The 25,544-nt window shown below is 34.2% G+C and carries 21 protein-coding genes, 1 tRNA gene and 1 pseudogene; 4 read left to right on the top strand and 19 right to left on the bottom strand.

Features of this window, described 5'->3' with window-relative positions; all coding sequences use genetic code 11:
• Positions 1-20: 20 nt before the first annotated feature.
• The 3 genes from putA to secB all read right to left on the bottom strand — a co-directional run bounded on the left by putA (position 21) and on the right by secB (position 6,705).
• Positions 21-3,161: a bifunctional proline dehydrogenase/L-glutamate gamma-semialdehyde dehydrogenase PutA gene (gene putA / locus ABWU62_RS01910; protein ID WP_353288139.1), complete on the bottom strand. Its 3,141-nt coding sequence runs from the start codon at positions 3,159-3,161 to the stop codon at positions 21-23.
• A gap of 136 nt (positions 3,162-3,297) precedes the next feature.
• Positions 3,298-5,892 carry an aconitate hydratase AcnA gene (gene acnA, locus ABWU62_RS01915; protein WP_353287337.1) on the bottom strand — a complete coding sequence of 865 codons (2,595 nt, stop codon included), beginning with the start codon at positions 5,890-5,892 and terminating at the stop codon, positions 3,298-3,300.
• Between the two features lie 309 nt (positions 5,893-6,201).
• Positions 6,202-6,705 (bottom strand): protein-export chaperone SecB, encoded by a 504-nt coding sequence (gene secB, locus ABWU62_RS01920; protein ID WP_007302467.1) that lies wholly within the window; start codon positions 6,703-6,705, stop codon positions 6,202-6,204.
• A gap of 163 nt (positions 6,706-6,868) precedes the next feature.
• Between secB and ABWU62_RS01925 the strand changes: the two genes are divergently transcribed.
• From ABWU62_RS01925 to ABWU62_RS01935, 3 genes are read left to right on the top strand one after another with little or no spacing between them, the layout of a single operon-like run.
• Positions 6,869-7,528, top strand: coding sequence for a Tim44/TimA family putative adaptor protein (locus tag ABWU62_RS01925; RefSeq protein WP_353287338.1), 660 nt, complete (start codon positions 6,869-6,871; stop codon positions 7,526-7,528).
• Positions 7,529-7,542: 14 nt separating this feature from the next.
• Positions 7,543-8,238, top strand: a complete 696-nt coding sequence (gene dnaQ / locus ABWU62_RS01930) for a DNA polymerase III subunit epsilon (RefSeq protein WP_353287339.1) — start codon at positions 7,543-7,545, stop codon at positions 8,236-8,238.
• A 44-nt stretch (positions 8,239-8,282) separates the two neighbouring features.
• Positions 8,283-8,891: an SCO family protein gene (locus ABWU62_RS01935; protein WP_353287340.1), complete on the top strand. Its 609-nt coding sequence runs from the start codon at positions 8,283-8,285 to the stop codon at positions 8,889-8,891.
• Between the two features lie 54 nt (positions 8,892-8,945).
• Here ABWU62_RS01935 and rnc read toward each other — a convergent pair whose 3' ends face one another.
• The 3 genes from rnc to ABWU62_RS01950 form a co-directional block, all read right to left on the bottom strand.
• A complete protein-coding gene (rnc, locus tag ABWU62_RS01940) occupies positions 8,946-9,638 on the bottom strand; it encodes a ribonuclease III (RefSeq protein WP_353288140.1) in 693 nt (230 codons plus the stop codon).
• Positions 9,639-9,738: 100 nt separating this feature from the next.
• Positions 9,739-10,806: a quinone-dependent dihydroorotate dehydrogenase gene (locus tag ABWU62_RS01945; RefSeq protein ID WP_353287341.1), complete on the bottom strand. Its 1,068-nt coding sequence runs from the start codon at positions 10,804-10,806 to the stop codon at positions 9,739-9,741.
• A gap of 25 nt (positions 10,807-10,831) precedes the next feature.
• Positions 10,832-11,624 (bottom strand): IS5 family transposase gene (locus ABWU62_RS01950; RefSeq protein ID WP_353287093.1). Its coding sequence is split into 2 segments (ribosomal slippage): positions 10,832-11,359 and positions 11,361-11,624, totalling 792 coding nucleotides; the frame shifts between segments, so codons are not numbered across the junction.
• Between the two features lie 73 nt (positions 11,625-11,697).
• Here ABWU62_RS01950 and ABWU62_RS01955 point away from each other — a divergent pair.
• A pseudogene (locus ABWU62_RS01955) lies at positions 11,698-12,379 on the top strand (IS630 family transposase); the annotation flags it as partial.
• 45 nt (positions 12,380-12,424) lie between these two features.
• Here ABWU62_RS01955 and ABWU62_RS01960 read toward each other — a convergent pair.
• From ABWU62_RS01960 to ABWU62_RS02020, 13 genes are all read right to left on the bottom strand, one after another.
• Positions 12,425-13,282, bottom strand: coding sequence for a hypothetical protein (locus ABWU62_RS01960; protein ID WP_353287342.1), 858 nt, complete (start codon positions 13,280-13,282; stop codon positions 12,425-12,427).
• Positions 13,283-13,329: 47 nt separating this feature from the next.
• Positions 13,330-13,401 (bottom strand) — tRNA-Cys (locus ABWU62_RS01965).
• A gap of 6 nt (positions 13,402-13,407) precedes the next feature.
• The gene (locus ABWU62_RS01970) at positions 13,408-14,298 is read right to left on the bottom strand and encodes a class I fructose-bisphosphate aldolase (protein WP_353287343.1); all 891 of its coding nucleotides are present in this window, start codon (positions 14,296-14,298) and stop codon (positions 13,408-13,410) included.
• Positions 14,299-14,356: 58 nt separating this feature from the next.
• Positions 14,357-15,346, bottom strand: coding sequence for a molecular chaperone DnaJ (locus tag ABWU62_RS01975; protein WP_353287344.1), 990 nt, complete (start codon positions 15,344-15,346; stop codon positions 14,357-14,359).
• A 56-nt stretch (positions 15,347-15,402) separates the two neighbouring features.
• Positions 15,403-17,682 (bottom strand): AAA family ATPase, encoded by a 2,280-nt coding sequence (locus ABWU62_RS01980; RefSeq protein ID WP_353287345.1) that lies wholly within the window; start codon positions 17,680-17,682, stop codon positions 15,403-15,405.
• Between the two features lie 289 nt (positions 17,683-17,971).
• Entirely contained in the window at positions 17,972-19,198 is a 1,227-nt protein-coding gene (locus tag ABWU62_RS01985) for a DEAD/DEAH box helicase (RefSeq protein WP_353287346.1), read from the bottom strand.
• A gap of 34 nt (positions 19,199-19,232) precedes the next feature.
• Positions 19,233-19,484 carry a cold-shock protein gene (locus ABWU62_RS01990; RefSeq protein WP_006015726.1) on the bottom strand — a complete coding sequence of 84 codons (252 nt, stop codon included), beginning with the start codon at positions 19,482-19,484 and terminating at the stop codon, positions 19,233-19,235.
• A 173-nt stretch (positions 19,485-19,657) separates the two neighbouring features.
• Positions 19,658-20,992 (bottom strand): TldD/PmbA family protein, encoded by a 1,335-nt coding sequence (locus tag ABWU62_RS01995; protein ID WP_353287347.1) that lies wholly within the window; start codon positions 20,990-20,992, stop codon positions 19,658-19,660.
• A gap of 18 nt (positions 20,993-21,010) precedes the next feature.
• Positions 21,011-21,883: an ATP synthase F1 subunit gamma gene (atpG, locus tag ABWU62_RS02000; protein WP_353287348.1), complete on the bottom strand. Its 873-nt coding sequence runs from the start codon at positions 21,881-21,883 to the stop codon at positions 21,011-21,013.
• Between the two features lie 162 nt (positions 21,884-22,045).
• Positions 22,046-23,266 carry a heme biosynthesis protein HemY gene (locus ABWU62_RS02005; protein WP_353287349.1) on the bottom strand — a complete coding sequence of 407 codons (1,221 nt, stop codon included), beginning with the start codon at positions 23,264-23,266 and terminating at the stop codon, positions 22,046-22,048.
• A complete protein-coding gene (locus ABWU62_RS02010; protein ID WP_353287350.1) occupies positions 23,263-23,994 on the bottom strand; it encodes a hypothetical protein in 732 nt (243 codons plus the stop codon). The genes ABWU62_RS02005 and ABWU62_RS02010 overlap by 4 nt, the downstream gene beginning before the upstream one ends.
• Positions 23,987-25,216 (bottom strand): lipoprotein-releasing ABC transporter permease subunit, encoded by a 1,230-nt coding sequence (locus tag ABWU62_RS02015; protein WP_353287351.1) that lies wholly within the window; start codon positions 25,214-25,216, stop codon positions 23,987-23,989. The genes ABWU62_RS02010 and ABWU62_RS02015 overlap by 8 nt, the downstream gene beginning before the upstream one ends.
• 116 nt (positions 25,217-25,332) lie before the next feature.
• Positions 25,333-25,542, bottom strand: a complete 210-nt coding sequence (locus ABWU62_RS02020; RefSeq protein WP_353288141.1) for a hypothetical protein — start codon at positions 25,540-25,542, stop codon at positions 25,333-25,335.
• Positions 25,543-25,544: the final 2 nt, after the last annotated feature.

Below are 25,544 nucleotides of genomic sequence, written 5' to 3' on the forward strand. Positions count from 1 at the left end.
TCCAATTTAGAAATTGCAAATCAATCCAAACACGCAAGTGTAATGTTACCACCACATGCTGTAGTGTTGATGCTCACAACCTTTTCTGTAGAAAAACGTTGCAGATAATTAGGACCACCAGCTTTTGGTCCGGTACCTGATAATCCTCTACCGCCAAATGGTTGTATTCCAACTGCTGCACCTATTTGATTGCGATTGATGTACACATTTCCAACTGATATTTTCCTGCTTATTAAATCGATCTGATTTTGCACGCGGCTCTGCAAAGAAAACGTCAGCCCATATTCTGTATTGTTTATATCACTTATAACTTCATTTAATTGCAGCTTATTAAAACGTATAATATGTAAAATAGGACCAAACACTTCTTGCTTGAGTTGCGAAATTTTTTGTATCTCATAAATGTATGGAGGAAAGAAATAACCATTATAAGAATTTGTATCCATGGGTACCTTGGACAAAAGGTTTGAATCTTTATCTCTTGACATTTTCTCCGTATGTTTAGTGAGCATATCAATAGATGCTTTGTCAATTATTGGACCAATATCTGTGCTCAGCTGTATTGGATCACCTATCTTTAGTTCTTGAGCCGCATTGCATATCATTTTTATCTGTTTTTCTGCTATATCTTCTTGAATAAATAGCACTCTAAGAGCAGAACAACGTTGACCGCTACTGCGAAATGCAGAAATTAAAACATCCATAGTTACTTGCTCTAAAAGAGCAGAACTATCAACAATCATAGCATTTAATCCACCAGTTTCAGCGATAAGTGGCACAATAGGACCATCTCTGCTAGCAAGCATTCGATTAATTATTTGAGCGGTTTGTGTTGAACCAGTAAAAGCTACACCGGAAATTCTATTATCTGGCACTAATACTTTACCTAAATACCAACCATCCCCTGGAACGAAATGCAATACATTCTTTGGTATTCCAGCTTCATGTAATATCTTAATGGCTTCATAGGCAATAATTGGTGTTTGTTCTGCCGGCTTTGCCAGCACTGCATTACCTGCTGCAAGCGCAGCTGAAATCTGCCCAATGAAGATAGCAAGTGGAAAATTCCACGGTGATACGCACAAGAAAACTCCTCTGCCCTCAAAAAAGATAAAGTTATCTTCACCTGTTGGGCCCGGCAAATTCCTCCAATCATTCAGTTTATTTTTTGCTATTACTGCATAGTAACGCAAAAAGTCGATTGCCTCCCTTACTTCTGCTATTGCATCAGGCAAAATCTTTCCAGCTTCTACAATCAGAATATAAATTAACTCTTTCATCCTTTCCTCAAGCAAATCTGCAGCTTTTTCAAGGCATTTAGCGCGCTCTTCTGCTGAAACATTCTGCCACTTAGTAAAAGCACTATGTGCTATTTCAAGAGCATTTAAAGCCTGAGCACTTGTTGCACTTGATACTTCTCCAACTACATTTTTCAAATGTGCAGGATTCACTATTTCAATAAATTCAGCACTGTCAAAAAGCGACTCTCCATCAATTATTGGGCCAATCTGCCATTTCTTTTCACTAAATTCCCTTATATCATTTGCGAATTGCGAAACTGTAATTGAATCGCTAATATCCATCCCTAGAGAGTTTTGCCTTTCCTCTCCAAAAATATCTCGTGGCAACGGAATGCTTGGGTGAGGCTCATATTCTAAGCTTTTAGCTTTTTCTAATGGATCTGAAACTAATCCTTCAATTTTAACGTCAGAATCATTTACTTGATTGACAAACGAGCTATTAGCTCCGTTTTCAAGAAGGCGCCTAATAAGATATGGCAATAAATCACTATGTTTACCAACTGGTGCATATATACGACAATTGATACTTGTTGCAAGTTCTGAAATTGCATAATCATACAAACTTTTACCCATTCCATGTAAGCACTGAAACTCAAATCCAGGATGATTTTTATCAGCAAGCTCTATTATAGTAGCAAAAGTATAAGCATTATGAGTTCCAAAACATGGATAAAAGTGATTCTCTTTGCTTAAAAGTTTCTGCGCACAGGCAAGGTAGCATACATCTGTGTGGCTTTTTCTAGTAAATACCGGATAACCAATTAACCCTAATTCTTGTGTGCGCTTGATTTCTGAGTCCCAATATGCTCCTTTCACAAGCCTCACCATAATTTTATGCTTTGATCGAATGGCAACGTCTTCAACAAAATCAAGAACAGATAAAGCACGTTTTTGATACGCTTGCACAGCCAAGCCAAGCCCTTCCCATTTAGAAAGTGAATCATCAAGACGCAATTGCTCAAATAAAACTAATGACATCTCAAGTCTTTCTGATTCTTCTGCATCTATACAAAGTGAAATGTTATATTTCTTCGCTTCATGACACAGTTCCAGCAACTTAGCTCTCAGCTCTTCAGCTATATTACCAAATTGGCTAAATTCATAACGTGAGTGCAGTGAAGACAATTTGATCGAAACTCCTTGAGATTTAAAGCAATCATTTACATTAGCAGATTCACCTATAGCTTTTATTGCATGCATGTATAAATTAAAATACTCTTCTGCATCCTCAACTGTGCGAGCAGATTCACCAAGCATGTCAAAAGAGCATAAATACTTGCTATAGTTATCTGATTTTATACTTTCCAATGCTTTTTCTATAGTTTCTCCAACAATAAAATGCTTGCCAAGAATGGATATTGCTTGCTTCACCGCTTTGCGGATTATTGGCTCTCCTAAATTTTTCAGTAACCTGGAAATTATGTGATAGAATTTTGAATCCTCTCCATTGTTTCTTAATATACTGCTTCCTATAATTAAACTCCAAGTAGAAGCATTAACAAATAATGAAGAGGAATGCCCCAAGTGTTTATTCCATTCTTGATTGGTAATTTTATCTTTGATTAATTTATCTATTGTGTAATCGTCTGGTATTCTAAGCAGTGACTCAGCAAGACACATTAGCGCTACTCCTTCGTCATCAGAAAGCGAGTACTGTTGTATAAAAGAATCTATAATGCCTAATTTACTACCTCTAATCTTTTCGACAACTTGTTTTGCAATATTGTAAATTCTGTTTTTTGAATCAGCAGAAAGTTCTGCTTTTTCTACAAGATAACGTACATAACTTTTTTCATCAGCACGATAAAATCCCTGCAACCGTTTTCGTAACGCGTTAGGTTCTTGTATAGAACTGATCATAATCATCTACAAAACACCTTTTACCATATGTAAGGTAAAATTATATCATAACTTTACGTAGAATACATTATTATTTAAGTAAGGGGCTAGGATCGATTCAAAGATCCTAGTTAATGATTATGATAGCTCAAGAGGACTATGTAAGTATATAGCTCAACACTCCGCCACTCGTCAAGTATTTCATCTCAATTGCAGTTTGTACACAGCATTTGAGTTGAATTGATTGTTCAGAACTATCCTTTCTTTTGATGATACATTCTAAATTTCCACTTGGCACTATTTCACCTTTTATGCTTATTATCTCACTACCATCAAATATCTTTCTGGTTATTCCATTTTGGAATATAAGTGGAAGAACACCCATACCAACTAAGTTGGCCCTATGTATGCGTTCAAAACTTTCTGCAATCACAGCTTTAATTCCCAGCAGTGCAGTACCCTTTGCTGCCCAGTCTCTACTTGAACCTGTGCCATATTCCTTTCCTGCAATAACAACTAATGGAACAGCTTCTTTTTTATAACGCATTGCTGCATCAAAAATCGACATAGTTTCTTGAGAAGGAATATATTTTGTATAGCCGCCTTCGATGCTTACCATTTCATTTTTTATTCTAATGTTAGCAAAAGTCCCACGCATCATTACATTGTGGTTACCGCGGCGAGATCCATATGAATTGAAATCTTGCGGTTCAACTCCAAGACCTTTTAAATATATGCCTGCAGGACTATTTGAGGCAATATTTCCAGCAGGGGAAATGTGGTCGGTAGTGACGCTATCGCCAAACATCGCTAGTATTTGCGCATTCTTTATATCAACTATGTTGCTTTTATTGTTCTTAGTCGATAAATCATCAAAATAGGGAGGGTTTTGTATATAAGTGCTTTTCGCGTCCCAATCATAGATTTCACTTTTCTCACACCTTATCTTTTGCCAATGCTCATCACCAGAAAAAACATCCTTATACTTTTGTATGAACATTTCACGCGTCACAACACTTTTAACACAGCTCTCAACTTCACTATTTGTTGGCCATATATCTTTGAGATAAACATCACTTCCATTCTTATCTTTGCATATTGAATCTTTTGTCAGGTCAATTTGTACAGCACCTGCAAGTGCATACACAACAACAAGTGGCGGAGATGCCAAGTAATTAGCTTTGACTAAAGGATGGATTCTTCCTTCAAAGTTACGATTACCGGATAAAACTGCTGCAACAGTCAAGTTTTTATCCTTAATATCACTTTCTATATCTTCATGAAGCGGACCGGAGTTTCCAATACAAGTTGTACAGCCGTACCCAACCAAATTAAAACCCAAAGCATTTAGATCTTCCTGTAACCCTGACTTTTCTAAATATTCTGTTACAACTTGTGACCCTGGAGCAAGAGAAGTTTTAACCCAAGGCTTTGATTTTAATCCAAGGTTGACTGCATTACGTGCTACAAGTCCAGCAGCAATCATTACACTTGGGTTTGAAGTATTAGTGCAGCTTGTTATTGCTGCAATAACTACACTTCCATCTTGGAGTTTATCGCTTTCCTCTGACTCATTAACTGGAAATGATTTAGAAAAAGATTCTGCCACTTGCGAAAGAAAAACCTTATCTTGCGGTCTTTTTGGACCGGCCATTACCGGCTCTACGCTCGATAAATCAAGCTCCAGTGTGTCAAAGAACGCCAATTCGTCATTACTACGCCATAGCCCTTGTTCTTTTGCATAGACTTCAACCAATTTAACCAACTCTTTTGGCCTTCCAGTTAAGTTTAAATAATCTAGTGTCTTCTGATCAATTGGAAAGAATCCACAAGTTGCACCATACTCTGGAGCCATATTAGCTATGGTTGCTCTATCTGCCAAAGATAAACAATCTAAGCCATCACCATAAAATTCCACAAATCTGCCAACAACGCCTTTTGTTCTCAGGATATTAGTAATTGTTAGCACTAGATCAGTTGCTGTTACTCCCTCTGAAAGTCTTCCTATTAATTTAAATCCTACTACTTCTGGAATTACCATACTAATTGGTTGACCAAGCATCACAGACTCAGCTTCTATTCCACCAACACCCCAACCAAGAACCGATAAACCATTTACCATAGTAGTGTGACTATCTGTACCGACTAAGGTATCTGGATATAGAACTCCGCTATCGTTACATACAACTTGCGCTAAATATTCAAGATTCACTTGGTGGCAAATTCCAGTACCTGGTGGCACTACTCTAAAATTTGTGAAGGATGACTCTCCCCATTTTAAGAATTGATATCTCTCCAAATTTCTTTTTACTTCCAGTGCAACGTTTTTACCAAATGCAGAAGTGCTTCCGTAACTATCTACTTGAACAGAGTGATCGATCACAAGATCAACAGGTACAGATGGATTTATTTTGCTTGGGTTACTTCCATTTTTCTTTACATAACTACGCATTGAAGCTAAGTCAACGATAGCAGGAACTCCTGTAAAATCCTGCATCAATACCCTTGCTGGCTTGTAGCTAATTTCGTGATTGATATGTTTGTTGACGCAACTTGCTAATGTTTTTATGTCATTCAATTTTACGCTTACTCCATCTTCGTTGCGCAATAAATTTTCAAGCAATACCTTGAGTGAGCAAGGCAATTTGGTTAAATCCATTCCCAAGAATTTACCAGCGCTACTTAGGCTAAAATAGTTGTATGATTTCCCGTCAATGTTTAAAGTTGTTTTTGCGTTTAAAGAACTATTCATCCTGCATAACCATTTTTAAGTGAAAAATCAACTAATGATGTCATTCCAGCACGTGATGCTGGAATCCAGCCTATTTCATCATAGACATTGTTTTTGACATATGTTCCTAGGATTCCCTGCAAATTGTATGATTTGCAAACACTTCTATACCTGGATCCCAGCGTCACGCACTGGGATGACAAAAACGGTGTGCACTGGTGGACATACAGACTACCTTCAAAATCATTACACATATTCTGCTTCATTTCAGATACTTCCTCCTTTGGTACCTCAGTAGCACAGCTATTTTCAGCTATATATTACACTATATTAGTTAAAATTGGAATTACTAGCGCTACTTTTTTGTTGTTGACTTTGCTGCTGATACATAGTTTCAAAATCTATAGGATCTAGCATAAGTGGAGGAAATCCACCACTACTTGTAGTTCTTGCAATTATTTCTCTTGCAAAAGGGAAAAGAAAAGTAGGTCCACCAATAAATAAAGCTTGTCTCACCTCTTCTTCACTTAGCTCTGTAAAGTTTTCTATTGAAAAAATACCGCAATACTTTACCTCGCAAATGAAAGCTATATCATCCTTTACATCTTCATCTTTTACCGTTGCTTTGGCCTCTATATGCAAAGTAATTTCATGAAAAGGCTTTTCTTCACTTATTCCTTTTTTATTTTCTGTTCCTTCTAATTTTGCTGAATTAATATTAACCATTACATTAATATCAGGAGCTTTACTAGAAGGAAGGAATGGCGAATTTGGATTCTCAAACGAAAAATCTTTGACATACTGACCATGAATTTTCATTTTGTGTTGTGACATTTCTTACGTCTCCTTTAATTAAGTTGAGATGTTTAATACTTTCTTATATAATATATCCATTTACAAATGAATAGTAAACCTAACTATAGGTTAATATGAAAAACATATTTTTATCAATAATTAATAATATTTAGATACTTTATATATCAAGGAGTAAGTTACCATGATAGAGCTTGTAATATATGCTTTACTAGCGGCGTTTATTTTTTCACGCTTATATAATTCTTTAGGAAGATCATCCAGTCTCAATCTAAAAAAGCTAACAGGTGTATTAGATGTAAGTCAAAGTAAAGAGGATGTGGTAGAAAATATCGAAGATTATACTTATAGCAATAACAAAAGTTCAATAGAAGCTACTTATGAACAAATATTACAAAAAAACAGAAAGTTCTCTATTTCCAATTTTATAGAAGGTTCAAGCATAGCTTTTGAATTAATAATTAAATATTTCAACCAAGGAAATTTACCTCAATTAAAATCTCTTCTGGACAAAGATTTGTATAATAGCTTTGTGGATAAGATTAAACATCGTAAAGAGATACACGAGTCTATAATTGTTTCTATTGTTTCACAAAAAATCTTAGAAATAAAGCTAGTAAAAAACGTAGTATTTATTGCAGTATACTTCCTTTCAGAGCAAATTCATTTCGTTAAGAATGGTGAAGGAGACATCATATCAGGTAGTATGTCTACTATTAACAAAGTTGAGGATGTATGGCAATTCAAAAAAAATATTAATTCATCAGATCCAACCTGGTTGCTTGTTTCCATTAACTATAAGAAGGCAAGTACCGATAAAAATTTAACAGCAAATGACAAGTAAGATTAGTTACACCTATGGAAAGTAGGCTACGAGAAATAGTACTTGATACTGAAACTACAGGTCTTGACACTGAGTCTGGCCATCGAATTATTGAGATAGGATGTGTAGAACTAATTAACCGTATTCCAACAGGTAAAACATTTCATCGATATCTTAATCCAGAGAGAGATATACCTTACCACTCATTTAAGATTCATGGTATTAGTGAGGAGTTTTTGGAAGATAAGCCACTATTTTCAGATGTTGCACTTGAATTTCTTGACTTCATATCTAATGATATCTTGGTAATTCATAATGCTGAATTTGATATTAAGTTCCTTAATATGGAGTTAAGCAAGCTGAATGCTGGGTTAATTTCCTCAGATAGAGTGCTAGATACATTACCTCTTGCGAGGAAAAAATTCGCAGGATCACCTGCTTCTTTGAATGCATTATGTAAGCGTTTTGATATATCGCTAGAGAATAGAGAATTGCACGGAGCACTAGTTGATGCTCAATTACTTGCAAAGGTATATGTTGAACTTACAGGAGGGTTACAAACCTTTCTGTTTGATAATGAATGCAATCAGGACAGTAACTCTACATTCGTTCAGCATAAAGTGCGTAATCTAACTCCCAGAGAACATTCACCAAATAGTGAAGAAATTGATGAACATAAGAAACTGTTAGACAAAATTAACAATACACTTTGGAATAAATATATTGAATAGGTTAACCAATAAAGATACAATTTGATTTTACTGAGAGCATTCTAATGGTAAGGTTTATAAGATTGTTATCTAATGTGCTAGCAGCATTAGCAGTTGTTTTTTTAGGTTATTGTTATTTCACTAAAAAAGGCATATTTGTCCCAGCAGCGATTCACAATGCGGAAGTTAAGATAGGCGGAGATTTTTCTTTAATTAATCAGGACGGACAGATTCTGCGCAGTAGTGATTTTAAAGATAAATACATGATGATTTTCTTTGGATTTTCCTCATGCAAAAGAATTTGCCCTATGAACCTTGGGATAATTTCAGAAACACTTGCAAAGTTAGATAAGAAATTTGACAATAAGCTACAAACATTTTTTATCACAGTTGATCCTGAGCGTGATAGCACGGAAAGACTTAAAGAATTTCAGCAGCAATTTGACCATAGAATACAAATGTTAACTGGTGAAAGAGAAAAAATAAACGAAGTAATTGCGAAGTATAAAGTATATGCAAGCAAAGTAGACGGAGAAGAAGAAATCAACCATTCTTCGATAATATATCTTATTGGCCCTGGAGGAAAATATGTTACACACTTTGCAGCTGATTTAAATTCAGACGAAAGTCAATCTGATAAGATTTTGACTGAGATAAGAAAATATGTAAGCTGAACTAAAGAGCTATTAGCTTACTTTAAATTTATGCTAACGGCTATTTTGCTTAAGCTAAGTCGTTTTTTTAATTTTTTCTAGCATTAACTCAGCAGTTTTTTGTTCAGCAATTTTCTTACTAGGAGCGCATGCAGAAACTTTGTCATAACTCTCTATGCAAACTGATATAGTAAATTCAGGATTGTGTGCTGGTCCAATTTGTTTTACAAGCTCATACTTTGGTAAAGGTAATTTATTTCTCTGAGTCCATTCTTGCAGTGAAGTTTTAGGATCTTGAGGAGGATCGAGGATGTCCTTAGCTAGCTTTTCCCAATGTCGGATAATAAATTTCTCAACACTCTCAAGTCCGCCGTCAATATAAATTGCACCTATTAATGCTTCCAACAAATTTTCTAAATTTTTTAAGTTACATTTTCCTCCGTTGCAACGTTCACTATTATTCATGATGATAAAGTTACCTAACTCCATTTCTTTAGCAACATTAGCAATGGTACTACCACAAACTAAATCCGTTTTTCTTTTTGCCAATGCCCCTTCTTTTTCTTCAGGAAACATTTTAAACAGCATAGCAGATACGACCATGTTTAAAACACTATCACCTAAAAACTCTAGCCTTTCGTAGCTTACAATCTGGTCTTCGCTATCCCTTTTATTTACGCTTGGGTGAGTTAGTGCCTCTTCTAGTATTGCGTGATTTGTAAATTTATAATTAATAACTTTAGATATTGTATCATTCAAGACTTTCATATTCATCATTCAAAAGAAAAGTACTCCCTATCATACCTTTACACTAAAAAGTTAGCTCTACTTTATTAAAACAATATCAATAACTTCCAAAATGTACAGTCTAATGTATACAACCCACTGCTTCAGTAACGTTACTAAATCCATCTCTTCTTACCAATTCCGCAAGCTCCAGGTTGATTTTGTTCACAACTTGATGCCCCTGGTATACAAGAGCAGTGTATAGCTGGACTAAAGAAGCTCCTGCCTTTATTTTCTCATATGCGTCAACACCACTTGAAACTCCCCCACATCCTATCAATAGAATTCTGCTCTTAGTAAGCTTGTACATATCACTCAATAACTCAGTTGAAAGTTGAAACAATGGTCTACCGCTCAACCCACCACTCTCATTATAGTAAGAATCTTGACTTATCGTAGTGTTGCTTACTATTAAGCCGTCAATTTTATATTCTAGTGTAAGCTCAGCGATATCTTCTCTTGTTTGCTGATCTATATCTGGAGAAATTTTTAATATTATCGGTATGGATTCAGAGCTATCGATTGATTTCCGGGTTAGAGTGATAGATTTCAACAATTTGGATAATTCTTGTTTATTGTGCAAATCGCGCAAGTTAGGTGTGTTTGGGGATGAGATGTTCAGTACTATATAATTGCTCTTTCCATATACTATCTTTATTAAGTCAACATAATCGCTGATTTGGTCCTTTGATGTACTGTTTCTTCCTATATTTATACCAAAAATACAATCACCAAGTTTAGTTTCACTTATCTGTTTAAGAAAATAGTCTACTCCTTTATTATTAAATCCCAATCTATTAATTATTCCTTCATCTTTAATTAATCGAAAAATTCTCGGTTTTTTGTTTCCATATTGGGGATGTTTAGTTACAGTACCAGCCTCAATAAATCCAAAACCAAATGAGAGCATCGGCTTTACAACTTCCGCATTTTTATCAAAACCTGCAGCAAGACCTACAGGACTCCTAATTTTATTACCAAAAAAGTTTACATTTAAAGACTTAGGTGGTTCTATAGGTTTCCTACAGGGCATCTTTTTTAACGCCATTATTACCAAAGAGTGAGCAATTTCAGGTGGTAGCAAAAACAGTAAATTACGTAATATCACTTTATAAAACACTTTGCTTATTTTTAGTTTATTTTTTACCATGCAACAAGAATAACTTAGAGCCTGTTCATAATCTTTTGAGGAGCAAGGCAGTAAAAGCTAGAACGACCATTTGTAGTCTAGTATTGAGTTTACGCTCGCAATTTTTCCATAACCGTCTACACTTTTCCAGCCAAGCAAAAGAACGCTCTACAACCCACCTTTTTGGCAATACAACAAAGGTATGTAATTCACTTCGTTTTATTACTTCAACGGTTGCACCAATAGTCGTTTTTATTTGAGTTGCAAAATTTTCTCCTGTATAACCTGCATCAACTAGTATATTTTGAACTTCGGAAAGATTTTTTCTTGCGTTACAAATCATCTCTACAGCAGCAGTACGATCTCCGATATTAGCTGTAGTAATATAAATTGCATGTGGCAAACCTTGCGTATCTACTGCAATATGACGCTTTATTCCTGAAATTTTCTTGCCGGCATCATAACCTTTTTCTTCAGCAATATCGGTGTTTTTTACACTTTGAGCATCAATGATGCAGAAGCTTGTTTTTGTATTCCGACCACTGTTGAAACGAACCTCTCCAACTAATTTTTTTTAAGACAATTTCTAGAACACTTTCTCTATCTTCATTCGGTTTTTTACTCCATCTCTTGAAGTAATCGTAACAATTGCGCCATTTTGGAAACTCTTTTGGTAGCATTCGCCACTGACAGCCACTTTTTAGCACATAAAGTACACCGCAAAATAACTCATATAAATCCAGTTTTCTTGGTTTTGTTTTTTTTCTACAGGATTCTAGATCTGGTAATATAATCTCAAATCTTTCCCGACTTATATCACTTGGGTATACACTCCTCATATATCCTAACTTATATACATTATCTCTTAGTTTATTCCTTTCTTGAGATCATGTACAGGTTCTTAGAGAAATGAGAATAAGAATCCAAGAAAGATTTGGTTTGAATATCAGCAAATCCACAATACATCGTAATATGCAAAGAATGAAATTCTCATATATCACACCAAGACCAGTTCATAGTGGACAGGATAAAAATAAGCAAGAGGAGTTTAAAAAAAAACCTCAATGAAACTATTGTCATGCATTCTGAAAAAGAGCTATTTTTCTTCGATGAATCACGGTTTGGTACACATTCAAAAGTTGGACATGGGTGGTTTAAAAAAGGCAGTAGGACACAGGTTAAGGTAAAATTAGGTAGGGAAAATTTTTATCTCTATAGTGCAGTTAATCCCAGAAATGGAGAGAATTTTAGCTTATTTGCACCAAACGTCAACACTGCTTGTATAAATATATTCCTTGAACAGATGTCGCAATATTTAGGAATACGAAAGGCTTTTCTCGTGATGGATTGCGCTAGTTGGCATAAGTCAAAAAGTTTAAAGATACCTAAAAATATCGAAATTATATACCTACCACCATACTCACCTGACCTCAATCCTGTTGAGAGGTTTTGGTTATATATAAAACAGAACATTTTGCGCAATAAAATCTACGATACAATTGTTCTGCTTGAGAGCGCTTTGTGTAAATTTATTACCTCTCTTTCCCCTTCCACGGTTAAACAACTCTGCAATGCTTCTTATTTGGTTCATTAATAATGAGAGTTGGTATAAGTATATAGTTTCTATGAGGAATAAAAACTAATTTTTCTGAAGGGAAACCACTACTTGATCGGTATTTTTATCTACTAATTCTAGGTAGCCAAATTTGTTAATTTGAGATTTTATTAGTATAGGAATCTTATTTCGATTTAAATAAAATCCCTGTTTTGATTGTTTTTTAATCCGTAACCTTATATCCCCACTCTCCCAAGCAAGCATCTTATTTATTCCTGATTTTTCCTTACAATTATCTTCATTTACAAATCCTAAATATTCATCTTCTGAAGAATATATTGCAACCTTGCACATTCTATACCCTACCCAATTCCCTAGATATGGATCAGTATCGTTTTCTTCGTAAAGCTTGAACTCTCCTTTGACATATTCCCATGAAGCTTTTGCATCACCTACCTTTTTTAGAAAGAGTACGTCCTGATCAAAGTTTATAATGGTCCTTGTATGAAATGTTGTTAAGCTTGTGTCCCATAATAGTTGTTCTGTGATGCTAAAATGCTCTTTATCCTTTTGCATATTTTGAAATGATACAATTATCACATCTGCTCCAACTTCTCTTCCATAGTTGATATATTGACTAGCACGCCCATGTTTAGCTGTGAATGATGACTTACCTATTAACAGAAAGTCATTAAATAACTCATTATATATAGTCTGTGCACTGTAAGCTGTACCGACGTAAACCGGCTGTTTGTTGGATGAAGGGTACTTTTCTGGTGCAAGATGAGTATACGAGCTCTTTAATAAATAGTGAAAAGTGCAACTGGTAAGCAAGAAGGGCAAACCAATCAATAATAAAACTTCTGTTAATCTCTTTGGCATTTTACTGCTTATATTTTGAATATAGTATCTTATTTTTTTAAATATTTCATTAAAAGCCACACTTCTTGTTAAAATTTCAGAAGAAAAAACGATCTAATTGGAGTAAGAGGCCGGGACCGGAATTGAACCGGTATAAAAGGATTTGCAGTCCTCCGCATAAGCCATTCTGCCACCCAGCCGTTTTTTTATGCGTAGATATTAATTATATCTTTTAGCATAGATAAAGCATCCTCTTTTTTTCTTTGAAAAGTGTTGCGCCCGATAATTGAACCATTACCACCACCTTGCTTAATTTCTTTTGCCTCATTGTATATATCATCCACTGACTTTGACTCACCACCAGAGAAAACTACTATTCTTTTTCCTGCAAAGCAAGACTTTTTAATATACTCAATTCTTTTAGATAATGGTTCAATATTTTCTATTTTTTCTCTTTCCAGATGATTGGTTGGAAGTTTTACTTTTATTATGTTGGCACCGAGCAAAGCCGCTATATGCGCAGCATAAGCAATCACATCAACTGCTGTTTCACCTTCTTTGGAAATCCCTTCACCACGTGGATAAGACCATAGCACTACAGCAAGGCCACAAGATTTAGCCTCAGCTATAATTTTGCGAGCTTCTTCCATCATATCAAAACACTTAGCAGAACCAGGATATATAGTAAACCCAACAGCCATGCAGCCCAAACGCAGCGCATCTTTTACAGAGGCAGTTATTGCTTGATCTGAAGTTAAGCTTTTTGAGTGCAAAGAGTTAGCGCTATTAAGCTTCAAAATAAGTGGTAGCATTCCAGCATAAGTTGAAGCACCAGCTTCGATCATACCAAGCGGAGCAGCGTATGCACTTACTCCTGAATCAACTGCAAGCTGAAAATGATAATGTGGATCGTAAGCATCAGGGTTAACTTCAAAACTTTTTATTGGTCCGTGCTCAAATCCCTGGTCTACAGGGAGAATTACTAACTTGCCAGTTCCACCAAGTTTCCCATGCATAAGAATGCGAGTAAGATTCGCTTTTACTCCAGGGTTTTCACTTTCGTAGTAACTTAGGATTTGTTTTACTTCTTCACTCATTAATATCTTCAAATTTACTCAAAGTGTAGCAAAAACTATAGTTGAAGCAAAGACCTTTTTATGCTCTTGTTCCTACGCCTATATTTAAAGGTGTAACTTTAGGATCAGTAGTATGCTGTTGTGGTTTTTCTTGAACTAAATCTTCAAAATATATTTTAACAATAGGAAGAACGAGCGGCATAAGTACTAATTTGTAGTCATACCATGCAAATTTTTCTTTATAACTAAATTCTGCATCTTCTTCGTATAAACGCTGGATACAGTATTCACCATATAGTTCAGAAGCTTTTATAAAAGTTCTAAGTAAAGCAATAAGTAATAAATCCAATGCTAAATTAGCCATAAGCACCATTCCATATTGAACAGGCCAGCCATTTTGTGCAATTTCCGACGCTAAACTGCACACAGCAAACGCTGCTGCTATACATATCACATAATTATCAGCAGCAATAAGTAAATTGTATCCCCTATTTAACCTATCTAGATTTTCTTCTTGTGAGCCTCTTTGTTTACTTGCTGCATAGATAATACTACAAAAGGATATAATAAATAACCATGGCCAAACTCCGATGCTGAATGCATAAAATTTATAAGCAATATTTTGCACTTTGCCACTGTTAGCAAGTTGTGATAAGCAATATTTGACTTGAGGCGACGGACCAAGTACCACATTTGCTAATATAAAAAATAAAAGTGCTCTATTTATAGCTTCGCTTCTACGTGATAGAATCTCATTAGTCTTTCTTTGTTCTTCTCGCTGTAATGGTATAGATATGCCAGCTGCTTTTAAGTCGTTAAGATATTGCTCTAGCCTATCTTTATCTGCACTAAGTTTTTTAAACTCTCCTTCAGCTATTTTTTTCTCTTTCTCTCCTACTACTTTATCAGGGTGACATTTTAATGAAGCTCTTCTAAAGCGCCGCTCAACTAACTTAAGTACATCATCAAACTCCTGGCTTATGACTTCTTCTGCTTTTATTCCCAGCCTTGAAAATAAGTTCTGTAAATCTTGATTACTGTAATATTGATTTCTGGTTAAACCTGCCACTATAGCCTCATTAAAAAATAGTGACTATACTACAAATTTAATACTCAAGCAAGAATTTAAACTATATCAAAAGCAATTCCGTGTTTACCAATATAAATCCTTAATTTCTTTCCTTTAATTAATCGACGATTCAGTATTTCTTCAGCCAAATGACTTTTTATCTCTTTTTCAATCAGCCTCTCTATTGGGCGTGCTCCCATTTCTTTGCTATAACCTGTTTGCGCAAGATAAGACTTTACTTCTTCTTCCACTGAGCAGCTTATACCCTTTTGCACAAGTTGTTTTTTTAATTCCTGAATAAATTTATCCACAATGTGCAAAATGACATCCGTATCCAAATCAGAAAAGGAAATGACTGCATCAAGACGATTACGAAATTCAGGGTTAAAAACCCGTTCCATTGCTTTTTCGCTGTCACTGATGTTAAAGTTTTTATACCCAAAGCCAATAGAACTTTTGTTGCGTTCAAATGCCCCTGCATTGGTTGTCATAATTAAAATAGTATTGGAAAAATTAACCTTACGTCCGTAAGTATCTGTAACACACCCATAATCCATGATTTGTAGTAATATATTATAAATATCACTATGAGCTTTCTCAATTTCATCAAGAAGTACTACGCTATATTGATTATTAGATACAGATTCTGCAAGCAATCCACCTTGGTCGTAACCCACATATCCAGGAGGGGAACCAATCATTCTAGATATTGTGTGAGGTTCCATATACTCAGACATATCAAACCGAATAAGGTTCATACCCATATTTTGTGCTAGTTGCTTCGCAAGCTCAGTCTTACCTACACCAGTTGGCCCTGCAAAAAGATAATTTGCTAAGGGTTTATTGTAACTTCTCAGACCAGATTTAGCAATTTTAATAGAATTAACGAGAGACTCTATCGCTTGCTCTTGACCAAAAATGGCCCTATTGAGATTTTCTTTCAAAGATTTTACTCTTTGCATATCATCAAACCCGCAAGGTACATTTGTAATCCTAGCGATAGTATTCTTAATGTCTCTACTGTTTATAATTTTTCGCCTGCTTTTTTGTAACTTACAATATGCCCCAGCTTCATCTATAACATCAACTGCTTTATCAGGTAATATTCGCCCAGTAATATACTTGTGTGAAAGTTCAGCTGCAGATTTAATGGCGTGTTTCGTGTAATATACTCCATGATACCTTTCATAGTAATGCTTTATACCATCTAGTATCTTTACTGTATCATTAATAGAAGACTCTTTTACATTAATTTTTTGAAACCTCCTTGCTAATGCTTTATCCTTTTCAAAGCTATTACTATATTCTCTATATGTAGTTGCACCTATACAACGCAACGTACCTCTTGCAAGTGCAGGTTTGAGCAGATTGCCAGCATCAAGAAAGCTGCCACTTGTTGAACCCGCTCCAATAATAGTGTGTATTTCATCAATGAAAAGAATAGCGCCAGGTTTCGCCTCAATTACTTTTATTATAGATTTTATTCTCTCTTCGAAGTCACCTCTATAGCGTGTTCCTGCAAGAAGTGATCCTAAATCCAAAGCATAAATTATGCTGGATCTCAGTGCACTTGGAACACTACCTTCAATAATTTTCAATACCAAGCCTTCAACTATTGTTGTTTTACCAACACCTGGTTCTCCGACATATAAAGGGTTATTTTTTCTGCGTCTTAGTAAGATTTCTATAGTGCGATCTAATTCATAATCACGACCAATGACATAATCTATTTTTTTGCTTCTTGCATAATCATTTAAATTTTTACAATAATTTTGTAGAACTTCTTCATCTTTTAATAATTCACCTTTATTTGCTACAGTAGAGATATCGTTATTCTTATCAAGTTTTATCTTGCGATTAGTTACATATTCTTCTATATCACCTGAATATTTTATATTGGATATATTATAAATCAAATTAGAACCCTTTGCATTCTGTTTGAGTAATAGCTCTTCAATGTATAAATCTTGCTCAGACAAAATCTCTAATAGAATACTTGCTCCATTTATTTCTTTTCTTCCCAAACGATGAGCTCGTATCATGGCTTTATGTATTATGCGTTTAAATAGCACATCAGGCTCAACTTTATTGACAGTTAATTCGGAGTTGTCTTGTAAAAAACCCTTTGTATTATTACCATGATCATTCCTTAATATAATATTATCTATATTTATGATTTCACCAGCTCTGATGTTACATCTTGATAAAATATAATTTACATCCACATCTTTGGTTAATGCTAGCAACAAATGTTCCACTTTTGCATATTTAAGCTTACAATCAGAAGCAATCTGTAACGCTCTATTTAAACTTGCCTCTAAATTTTTAGAAATCATCTATTCTCTTTAAAAGTGTAAATTTATATATAATTAGTAGCACACAATTATTAAAAAAACTGAAATCTACCAGCTCGTTGTAGCCAAATTGAATTAAGCTACAGATTATAGTCCACACAGCCTAACATTATACCGTTGTGATAATCTCAAAACGCTATAAGCAGCAGAATTAAGATTATCAAATTGTAGGTAAATCTAATTTGGGCTAGCTATATATTCTTTCTACCATCCTCCAATCACTTCACTTTGCAGCAAGTTTACTGGAGCTTTTAAAGAATAGTTAAGTACATTAATACGCTTTTTCTAGTACTCTGCTTTTCTTCTTAAATACATTGATCTTTTTTCTACCGTATTTAGCCTTTAGCGTACTTGGCCTTTTAAAGATCTTTTTGCTGTTACGTTTTTGAGATTGCATACTACAATCAAAATTTGGCTCTCCTTCTTTATCTGCTAGTGCAGGCAGTCTTCTCTTATCTTGAGGTGTAACAAAAGATAATGCAAATCCTTCAGCTCCCGCACGTGCAGTTCTACCTATACGATGAACATAATCAGCTTGCGATTGTGGTACATCATAATTGATAACATGTTGAATGTGCGGAATATCAAGGCCACGAGAAGCAACATCTGTTGCAACCATGATTTGATTGCGGCCACGACGAAAAGAATTAATGACTCTTTCACGCTTGTGCTGCCTTAAATCACCATGAATTGCCAAAGCGCTATAGTCATCTTTGTGCAATTTGTCAGCCAGCTGATCCGCTCCCCGCTTTGTTTTGACAAAAATAATGATCGATCCTTTGCGCTGACACAATTGTGTAACAAGTTTTCCATATTTTTCTGATTCTGATGCATAAACAACTTCTTGCTTAATTTTTACAGAAGTTGTAGCCTGGCAATCAACAGAAACACGCTCTGGTTGATTAAGATATTTTTCAGTAAGTTTTACTATTTCTCCAGGAAGAGTTGCAGAAAACATAAGAGTTTGCCTTATTTTAGGCAAATGCTCCATAATTTCTTCAATCTGAATTCCAAAGCCCATATCAAACATACGATCCGTCTCATCAAGCACAAGAATACTAACATTCCGAGTAACTAAAGTTTTACGCTCAATATGGTCTATAATACGACCAGGAGTACCTATTATGATTTGTGGTTTTTTCTGAAGCTGATTTAGCTGCCTAAAAATAGGCTCACCTCCAATCAACAAAGCGACTCTTAGTACAGAATTTTGAGATAAGAGTTTTCTTATCTCATTTGTTACCTGATGAGCAAGCTCTCTGGTTGGCACGATGACTAAAGCTGAACCAATGCTTGGCTCATTCAGCAATTTAGCAACCAGTGGAATAGCAAATGCCAAAGTCTTTCCAGTTCCCGTTTGAGCAGATCCAAGAATATCTTTGCCCTGGAGAGCTAGAGGAATCGCTTGCATTTGAATCGGGGTTGGAATACAAAGATTATTTTTACTTAGAGCTTGCCTAAGCAAAATTGGAAGCCCCATTTCATGAAAATTACTCACAATACATTACCCTATTAAAAAGCTTCACGATAGACTAATCTTCTAATCTTAAATTTATTGCAGACTTTTTATCTTCTCCGTTCCTACCACGCTCCTCTTTAAGCTCATAACTTACCCTTTCCCCTTTCATTCCTTTCTTTTTATCCTCTCCTCGAAGTGCATCAGGTCTTATTCCTGAACGTTCTAATGTACTAACATGTACAAAAACGTCCTCACCTTTACCTTCTGGCTTGATGAAACCATAGCCTTTTTCAACATTAAACCATTTTATATTACCAAATTCCATATGGATAACTCCTAAACTACCAACTAATATTATTAATGTGATGAAAAACTTTGAAATTACGATTTAGAATGCTTTAAGCTTAGTTACTGCAACTAAACTTCTATACTCCATAGTCTATTCTTAACATTACATAGTAATAGTATACAATTATTGTACTTAATGCAACTAAAATTTTAATCACTAAGTGAACCTGCTACTGTCATTTCGCTAACTTTAATCGTTGGTGAATTAAACTGCCCACAGAAAGTTAGGTCATTTGCAACAACTAAATTGCTAAACATATTTTTCAAATTGTCGGCAACAGTAATCTCGTGTATTGGATACGTTATTTTACCATTTTCTATAAAAAATCCGCATGCACCTTGACTATAATCGCCATTGATTAAATTAACACCAAAACCAAATAAATCAGTTACATATATTCCTTCTTTTACTTCCTCAATTAATTCCTTAAACGATCTATTACCATTTTTGAAATAGAAATTACTAGCTGAAGGAATAATTGCAGCATTACTTGCACGAGTTGCATTTGCGGTCGTTTCCAAGTTTAATTTCCTAGCCGAATATAGATCTAAAATCCAGTTTTGCAGTACTCCACTTTTTACAAATTCATTTCTTCTGCTCATTATTCCTTCCCCGTCAAACGGTCTTGATGTTATACCCCTTGGTAAGAATGGATCATCAATAATGCTAATATTAGTATTAAAAATTTGAGTATTTAAACTATTTCTCAAAAAAGAGCCATTATTTACAATATTGCTACCATTTATGGCAGAAGCAAAGCTCTTTACTAGCTCTTTTGCTGCTCTTTTTTCAAAAACAACCGGAAATTTGCTTGTCCTGATTGTACATGAACCCAATTGATCTATTGCTCTTTTTGCTGCTTCTTTCCCTATTGACTCCGGTGTTTTTAAATCACTGAAGTTGCATGCTACATCGTAATCGTAGCCTATTTTCATTTCACTCTTTTCTCCAGCAACAACAGAAACCTGATTAACAAAAGTTGACTTACTAAATGAACCAACAAAACCAGAAACGGTTGATAATACTGTATTTACTGAAGTATGTGAAGATGAAGCTCCTTCGGAATTAATAATATTTTTATGTGCAAGAGCTGAATTTTCTGTAGATTCAGTAATTTCTTTTAATTTATCAATTGTTACAACATTATTATCTGAGATATTTAAATCTGCAGAAGAGATATAATTACTGCCATCTACAGCAAAACTAATATAAGGATCTTCCTGGGCATTCTTTGCCATTTCCACCACTTGGCTCACTGCACTACTAAGATTATTCAAATCGTTTGTGGAAATATACGCAGCTTTGTTCTTACCTGCTATAGCTCTAATTCCGACAGTACAGTTTTTAGATTGTGATATTTGTTCAATTTTTGATAGACGCTGAGAAACCGAGGTCTTATTAGTTTCATATATTGTAACTTCTGCATCTTGATTCTGCTTTTTTATTAGTTTAGTGATATCTGCTGCAATATTTAATATATTCATTTTTCATTCCTTGAGTTTCTATAAAGATTCTGCACCACCTATAACTTCAATCAAATCAGTTGTAATTGCTGCTTGACGAGAACGATTATAAAGTAATGCTAGTTTATTTAGCATTTCTTTTGTATTTCTGTTTGCTGATTCCATAGCAACCATCCTAGCACTATTTTCACTTGCTGCACTTTCAAGTAAAGCAGAATAAAGAGCAGCTGTAACATAATCTTGAGTCAAAGATTTTACAATAAACTCAATATTTTGTGGTTCATACTCATAGCTGTAATCTGTTAGAGGACTAACTACAGAATTATCAATTGATAATGAGTCTTTACTCCATGGTTTTATTGTTTCTAATATTGGCTTTTGCATGAAGGTATTATAGAATTTACTGTAAAAAACCTTAACTTTATTGTATTTACTTAGATCTATATCACTAACCAAGGCTTCCACACGCTTTAGTGTGATTTCCTTACTATTTTCAACCTTCAAGATATTTTTAGAATTAAATCTATTTTTGCCTGTCTCAAAAGCTTTCTTACCAAAAAAAACAATGTCTACTTTCTTATCATTTGCAATTAATTTGTTTATATGCTCCTGACTGAATTTAACAACAGAGGAGTTAAAGCTGCCACATAAACCACGATCAGATGCAATAATAAATACTAGGAAAGAATCTTCATTATTGATATTTAGAATTCTTGCTAGTAACTCTTGATCCGCTGATAGCGCTAGTGAAGAAATAATGCTATGCAGCTTAGATATATGCAATTTTGAATTTGATAACTTCTTTTGGCTTTGTAATAACTTTGCTGCAGAAACCATTTGCATTATTTTCGTGGTTTTCTGCACAGACTTAATATTCTTAATTCTTAAGGATAGTTCCTTTAAGCTCTTCATTTTATAATTTCAATCTATTAAAATATATAACTGGTAATGTCTAAAAACAAGTTTTTTTGACATTGGAGTCAAACCTAACTAAGAAACTCACAGATTTACTGTTTTGAGATAAAGCTTATATTAAAGCAATCTCGATGTAAAAGTATCACACCTTACGGAGTCTTATAATATAAGGTAAATACAATTAAAACTATTGCAACTTGAGCACTTATAATCCCATTGCTTTAGCTCTTTATTACAATCAGCACATTTCCAATCTGGATCAGGCACAGCTTCTGAGTCCATCTTGTTTAGCCAGTAAATTGCTTGATCATACTCTTGTAGCATAATCTTGAGCTGTACCATAACAAGGTAGATTGATATGTAATTAGCTTTTTTCGTAGCAATATTTAAATGCTGACTTGCAAGATCATATTTCCCTAAGCTAATTGAAGATAAAGCAAGCAAGCAATAACTAAAATAATAATCAGGGCGTAAGTTATATAGTATTTCAGCGCCTTTATTATTTAATTTGATATACATTCTAGCTGACTGAGGCGTAGGATTTACTGCATACTCTTCTTCTAGTACTGCAGAAGCTTTTTTGATTTTTCCAAGTTTAATATATAATTCTGCTTTTAAATAATTGATGGGTTGAAAAACCGCACAATGGTGTTGCGCTTTAAATAAAGATTTTACAGCTTCTTTGAAATTTCCTTTACTTTCGTGTTGCTTTGCTAAGGCGCAATAAAAGACTGCTAGTATTCTTTTATGATCAAAAGGAAGAAAAATATTGAATTTGATAGCTTCATTTAACTTTGAAATTGCATTTATCCAATCTTCTTGCAATATGCAATGCTCTATTTGAAAGGGAATAGACAAAATTTTATCATTAATTGAACTAGAGCAATATTCTATAAATTTTTGAAAGATTAACCTTTCTTGCTTTAGGTGAATAATCAATTTATTAACCAGAAGTAGAGCTAAATTAAGATTTTTACTTGCAATACTCACCAAACTATGACTGAAAAAGCTGTAATTTCCCGTTTTACCTGCGTTAAAGAGCTTTACTAAAGATAATTTATCGTTCTCCTCGCTTAGATTTTTAACTATCTTGTGGACATTCTCTGTATTGCCTAAGTCTAGGCTAAAGAAAGCTTCAAAGAGAAGTAATTCTTCCCTATTTTTTCTTCTATTTTTTATGTTAGCAAATGTTGATGAAATAGAAGAATAAAAGCGCGCAATTGCAATCAATAAAAATAATAAAACTATACAAGCAAGAATAACGAAATATAGATCAATACGTATATTATAATTGCCTAGTTCCAATTTTATTACTTCACCACTTACCTTGACCCATATGCCAAATAAAAACGAAAAAGCAAAAATTATAAAATAAATCATGAGATGTATTGTAATAAGTGACGATATATTATTGAAGTATTCTTGAAAGCTACAATAAAATCATTCAATTTATTAAGCCATGGTTTGAATTTTGGGTATGTTAAGTCACTTATTGCGGTGGCTATGCTCTGCCAATCATTATCGCTTATTAATTCTTCAATTTCCGCAAGCTTTAACCTGAGTGGATCACTACGATCATCTATCTTTATCCAATTTGAAATGATTTTTTTAAACAAGTTACTTTTATTGTAGTTAATAACAGTCATGTTCTTCTCAAAAGACAATTTCAACCCGCATAAAGTATCTACCTCTTTCAAATTTTCCAATTCATTTACTGCATTTTCTATTTCTGGATCGTCAAGCTCTGATATCAAAGGCTTTATTGAATTTATATGATTATCAAACTTTGTTTCTTGCAATAATGAATTCTTCATTTTAACTACAAGTAGAAGTAACTTCGCTAGGTTCTTATGCCTTGAACTACTGTCACCTTGCTCACATTGAGTGTGAAGATTCCTCTTTAAATCAAATATCTTTTTCTCTACCTTAATTTGATTAACTTCAAGCAACATTTTAAGCTCATCTATCTTTTCCGTTAAAACACTTATACTGTCTTCACTTTCTTGCTGATTTATTTTAAAAAATATTATGTTATTTATTGTAATATAGCTAACAAACAACAATATAATTAAGAACCAACCTATGCATTTTCTCCAAGTATCATTCATAACGTAATATCTCCGCTGGGTCTTGTGCAGCTGCCTGCAATGCAGGAGGAATTGTTGCTAAAAATGACAAGAACAATGCAAGTGCAGAAATGTTCACTACATCTTGAGAAACTAATATCACTGGCAAACTTGAAAAAAAGTATATCATAGGATCAAATAGCTTGATGTTGGTAATGTTTTCTAAAAACACTCTAATATTTTCAATATTGAGAGAAAAAACAACCCCTATAATAGAGCCAAGACAAGTTCCTGTAAAACCAATTAACAGCCCACAAGCACAAAATATGCGCATAATGCTTCCGCTTGTTGCACCAAATGTACGCATAATTGCAATTGCAGATTTCTTTTCTTGCACTATCATCATCAAACTTGAAACAATATTGAATGCTGCTACAACTATAATTAAAGTGAGAATTAAAAACATCACATTTCTTTCAGTCTTTAAAGCATTAACATAATGGCTTTGCTGAGATTGCCAACTTTCAGCTCTCATTCCTGTTTCTTTTGCTATAGCGTTTGCTAGCTTATTAGCCATAGCAATATCATCTACAAACACTTCTATATTTCTCACATTATCTTTATAATTAAAAAAAGCTTGAGCTGACTTTATGGGCATATACATTAAGGTATTGTCGTACTCAAACATACCCATATCAAATATTGCTACAACTTTATATTCTTTCATTTTTGGTATTTCACCAGACAGTGCGTCAAATCCTTCAGGTGATATAAGCATAATGTTATCACCATAATCAATATTCAAAGCTTCTGCTAATCTTGCCCCTATTATGATACCTTCATCGAATTTTTCCACGTTACCCATAATTACATTATTCTTAACGGTAGTATTATTAAGTAAGTCTTTAGTTGACACACCACGGACTACGCTACCCACAATTCCACCATTTGATGCAACGATCACTTGATCATTGGTCATAGAAGTAGCTTTTAATACACCTGGGATTTTCTCAATAGATTTTAACACTGCGTGGTAATCTGAACTTATGCTTCTATCAAAGTAAACATTAATATGGCCATTAATGCCAAGTACAGAGTCGAGCAGCTTTGCTCTGAACCCATTCATTACAGACATTACTACTATTAGCGTTGCAACTCCAAGAGCAATACCAATAATAGAAAACAAGGCCATTATAGAGCAAAATCTAGAATTCTTTGCTCGCAAATAACGAATAGCCATAGTAAATTCAAAGGCAATAGACATTATACTAAGATTTAAATATCATACTTTTTATGCTTCATATAACTGTAATTTTTCCTTTACCTCAAATTAGGTTGTCTAAATTTAGCAAGCTTATAGAATATATTCAATATTCTATATTAAGACCTTCCATATATATCGTCCAATCTTACTATATCATTATCAGATAAAAACTTTCCTACCTGAAACTCAACTATCTCAAGAGGAAATCTTGTACTTTTATTCTCAATTTTATGAAACACCTTCCTTGGAATCTCTATTACATGATTTTTCGTTATAGCATATGTTTTGTCATCTAAACTAACATATCCAACTCCTGATAGTATTATAT

Source organism: Wolbachia endosymbiont (group B) of Gerris lacustris (assembly GCF_964028355.1).
Classification (GTDB): Bacteria; Pseudomonadota; Alphaproteobacteria; order Rickettsiales; family Anaplasmataceae; genus Wolbachia.

What these genes read in the sequence shown, in the direction of transcription:
- putA (WP_353288139.1), bottom strand. Translation starts at nt 3,161, where the DNA reads ATGATCAGTTCTATACAAGAACCTAACGCGTTACGAAAACGGTTGCAG.
- acnA (WP_353287337.1), bottom strand. Translation starts at nt 5,892, where the DNA reads ATGAATAGTTCTTTAAACGCAAAAACAACTTTAAACATTGACGGGAAA.
- secB (WP_007302467.1), bottom strand. Translation starts at nt 6,705, where the DNA reads ATGTCACAACACAAAATGAAAATTCATGGTCAGTATGTCAAAGATTTT.
- ABWU62_RS01925 (WP_353287338.1), top strand. Translation starts at nt 6,869, where the DNA reads ATGATAGAGCTTGTAATATATGCTTTACTAGCGGCGTTTATTTTTTCA.
- dnaQ (WP_353287339.1), top strand. Translation starts at nt 7,543, where the DNA reads ATGGAAAGTAGGCTACGAGAAATAGTACTTGATACTGAAACTACAGGT.
- ABWU62_RS01935 (WP_353287340.1), top strand. Translation starts at nt 8,283, where the DNA reads ATGGTAAGGTTTATAAGATTGTTATCTAATGTGCTAGCAGCATTAGCA.
- rnc (WP_353288140.1), bottom strand. Translation starts at nt 9,638, where the DNA reads ATGAAAGTCTTGAATGATACAATATCTAAAGTTATTAATTATAAATTT.
- ABWU62_RS01945 (WP_353287341.1), bottom strand. Translation starts at nt 10,806, where the DNA reads ATGGTAAAAAATAAACTAAAAATAAGCAAAGTGTTTTATAAAGTGATA.
- ABWU62_RS01970 (WP_353287343.1), bottom strand. Translation starts at nt 14,298, where the DNA reads ATGAGTGAAGAAGTAAAACAAATCCTAAGTTACTACGAAAGTGAAAAC.
- ABWU62_RS01980 (WP_353287345.1), bottom strand. Translation starts at nt 17,682, where the DNA reads ATGATTTCTAAAAATTTAGAGGCAAGTTTAAATAGAGCGTTACAGATT.
- ABWU62_RS01990 (WP_006015726.1), bottom strand. Translation starts at nt 19,484, where the DNA reads ATGGAATTTGGTAATATAAAATGGTTTAATGTTGAAAAAGGCTATGGT.
- ABWU62_RS01995 (WP_353287347.1), bottom strand. Translation starts at nt 20,992, where the DNA reads ATGAATATATTAAATATTGCAGCAGATATCACTAAACTAATAAAAAAG.
- atpG (WP_353287348.1), bottom strand. Translation starts at nt 21,883, where the DNA reads ATGAAGAGCTTAAAGGAACTATCCTTAAGAATTAAGAATATTAAGTCT.
- ABWU62_RS02005 (WP_353287349.1), bottom strand. Translation starts at nt 23,266, where the DNA reads ATGATTTATTTTATAATTTTTGCTTTTTCGTTTTTATTTGGCATATGG.
- ABWU62_RS02010 (WP_353287350.1), bottom strand. Translation starts at nt 23,994, where the DNA reads ATGAATGATACTTGGAGAAAATGCATAGGTTGGTTCTTAATTATATTG.
- ABWU62_RS02015 (WP_353287351.1), bottom strand. Translation starts at nt 25,216, where the DNA reads ATGTCTATTGCCTTTGAATTTACTATGGCTATTCGTTATTTGCGAGCA.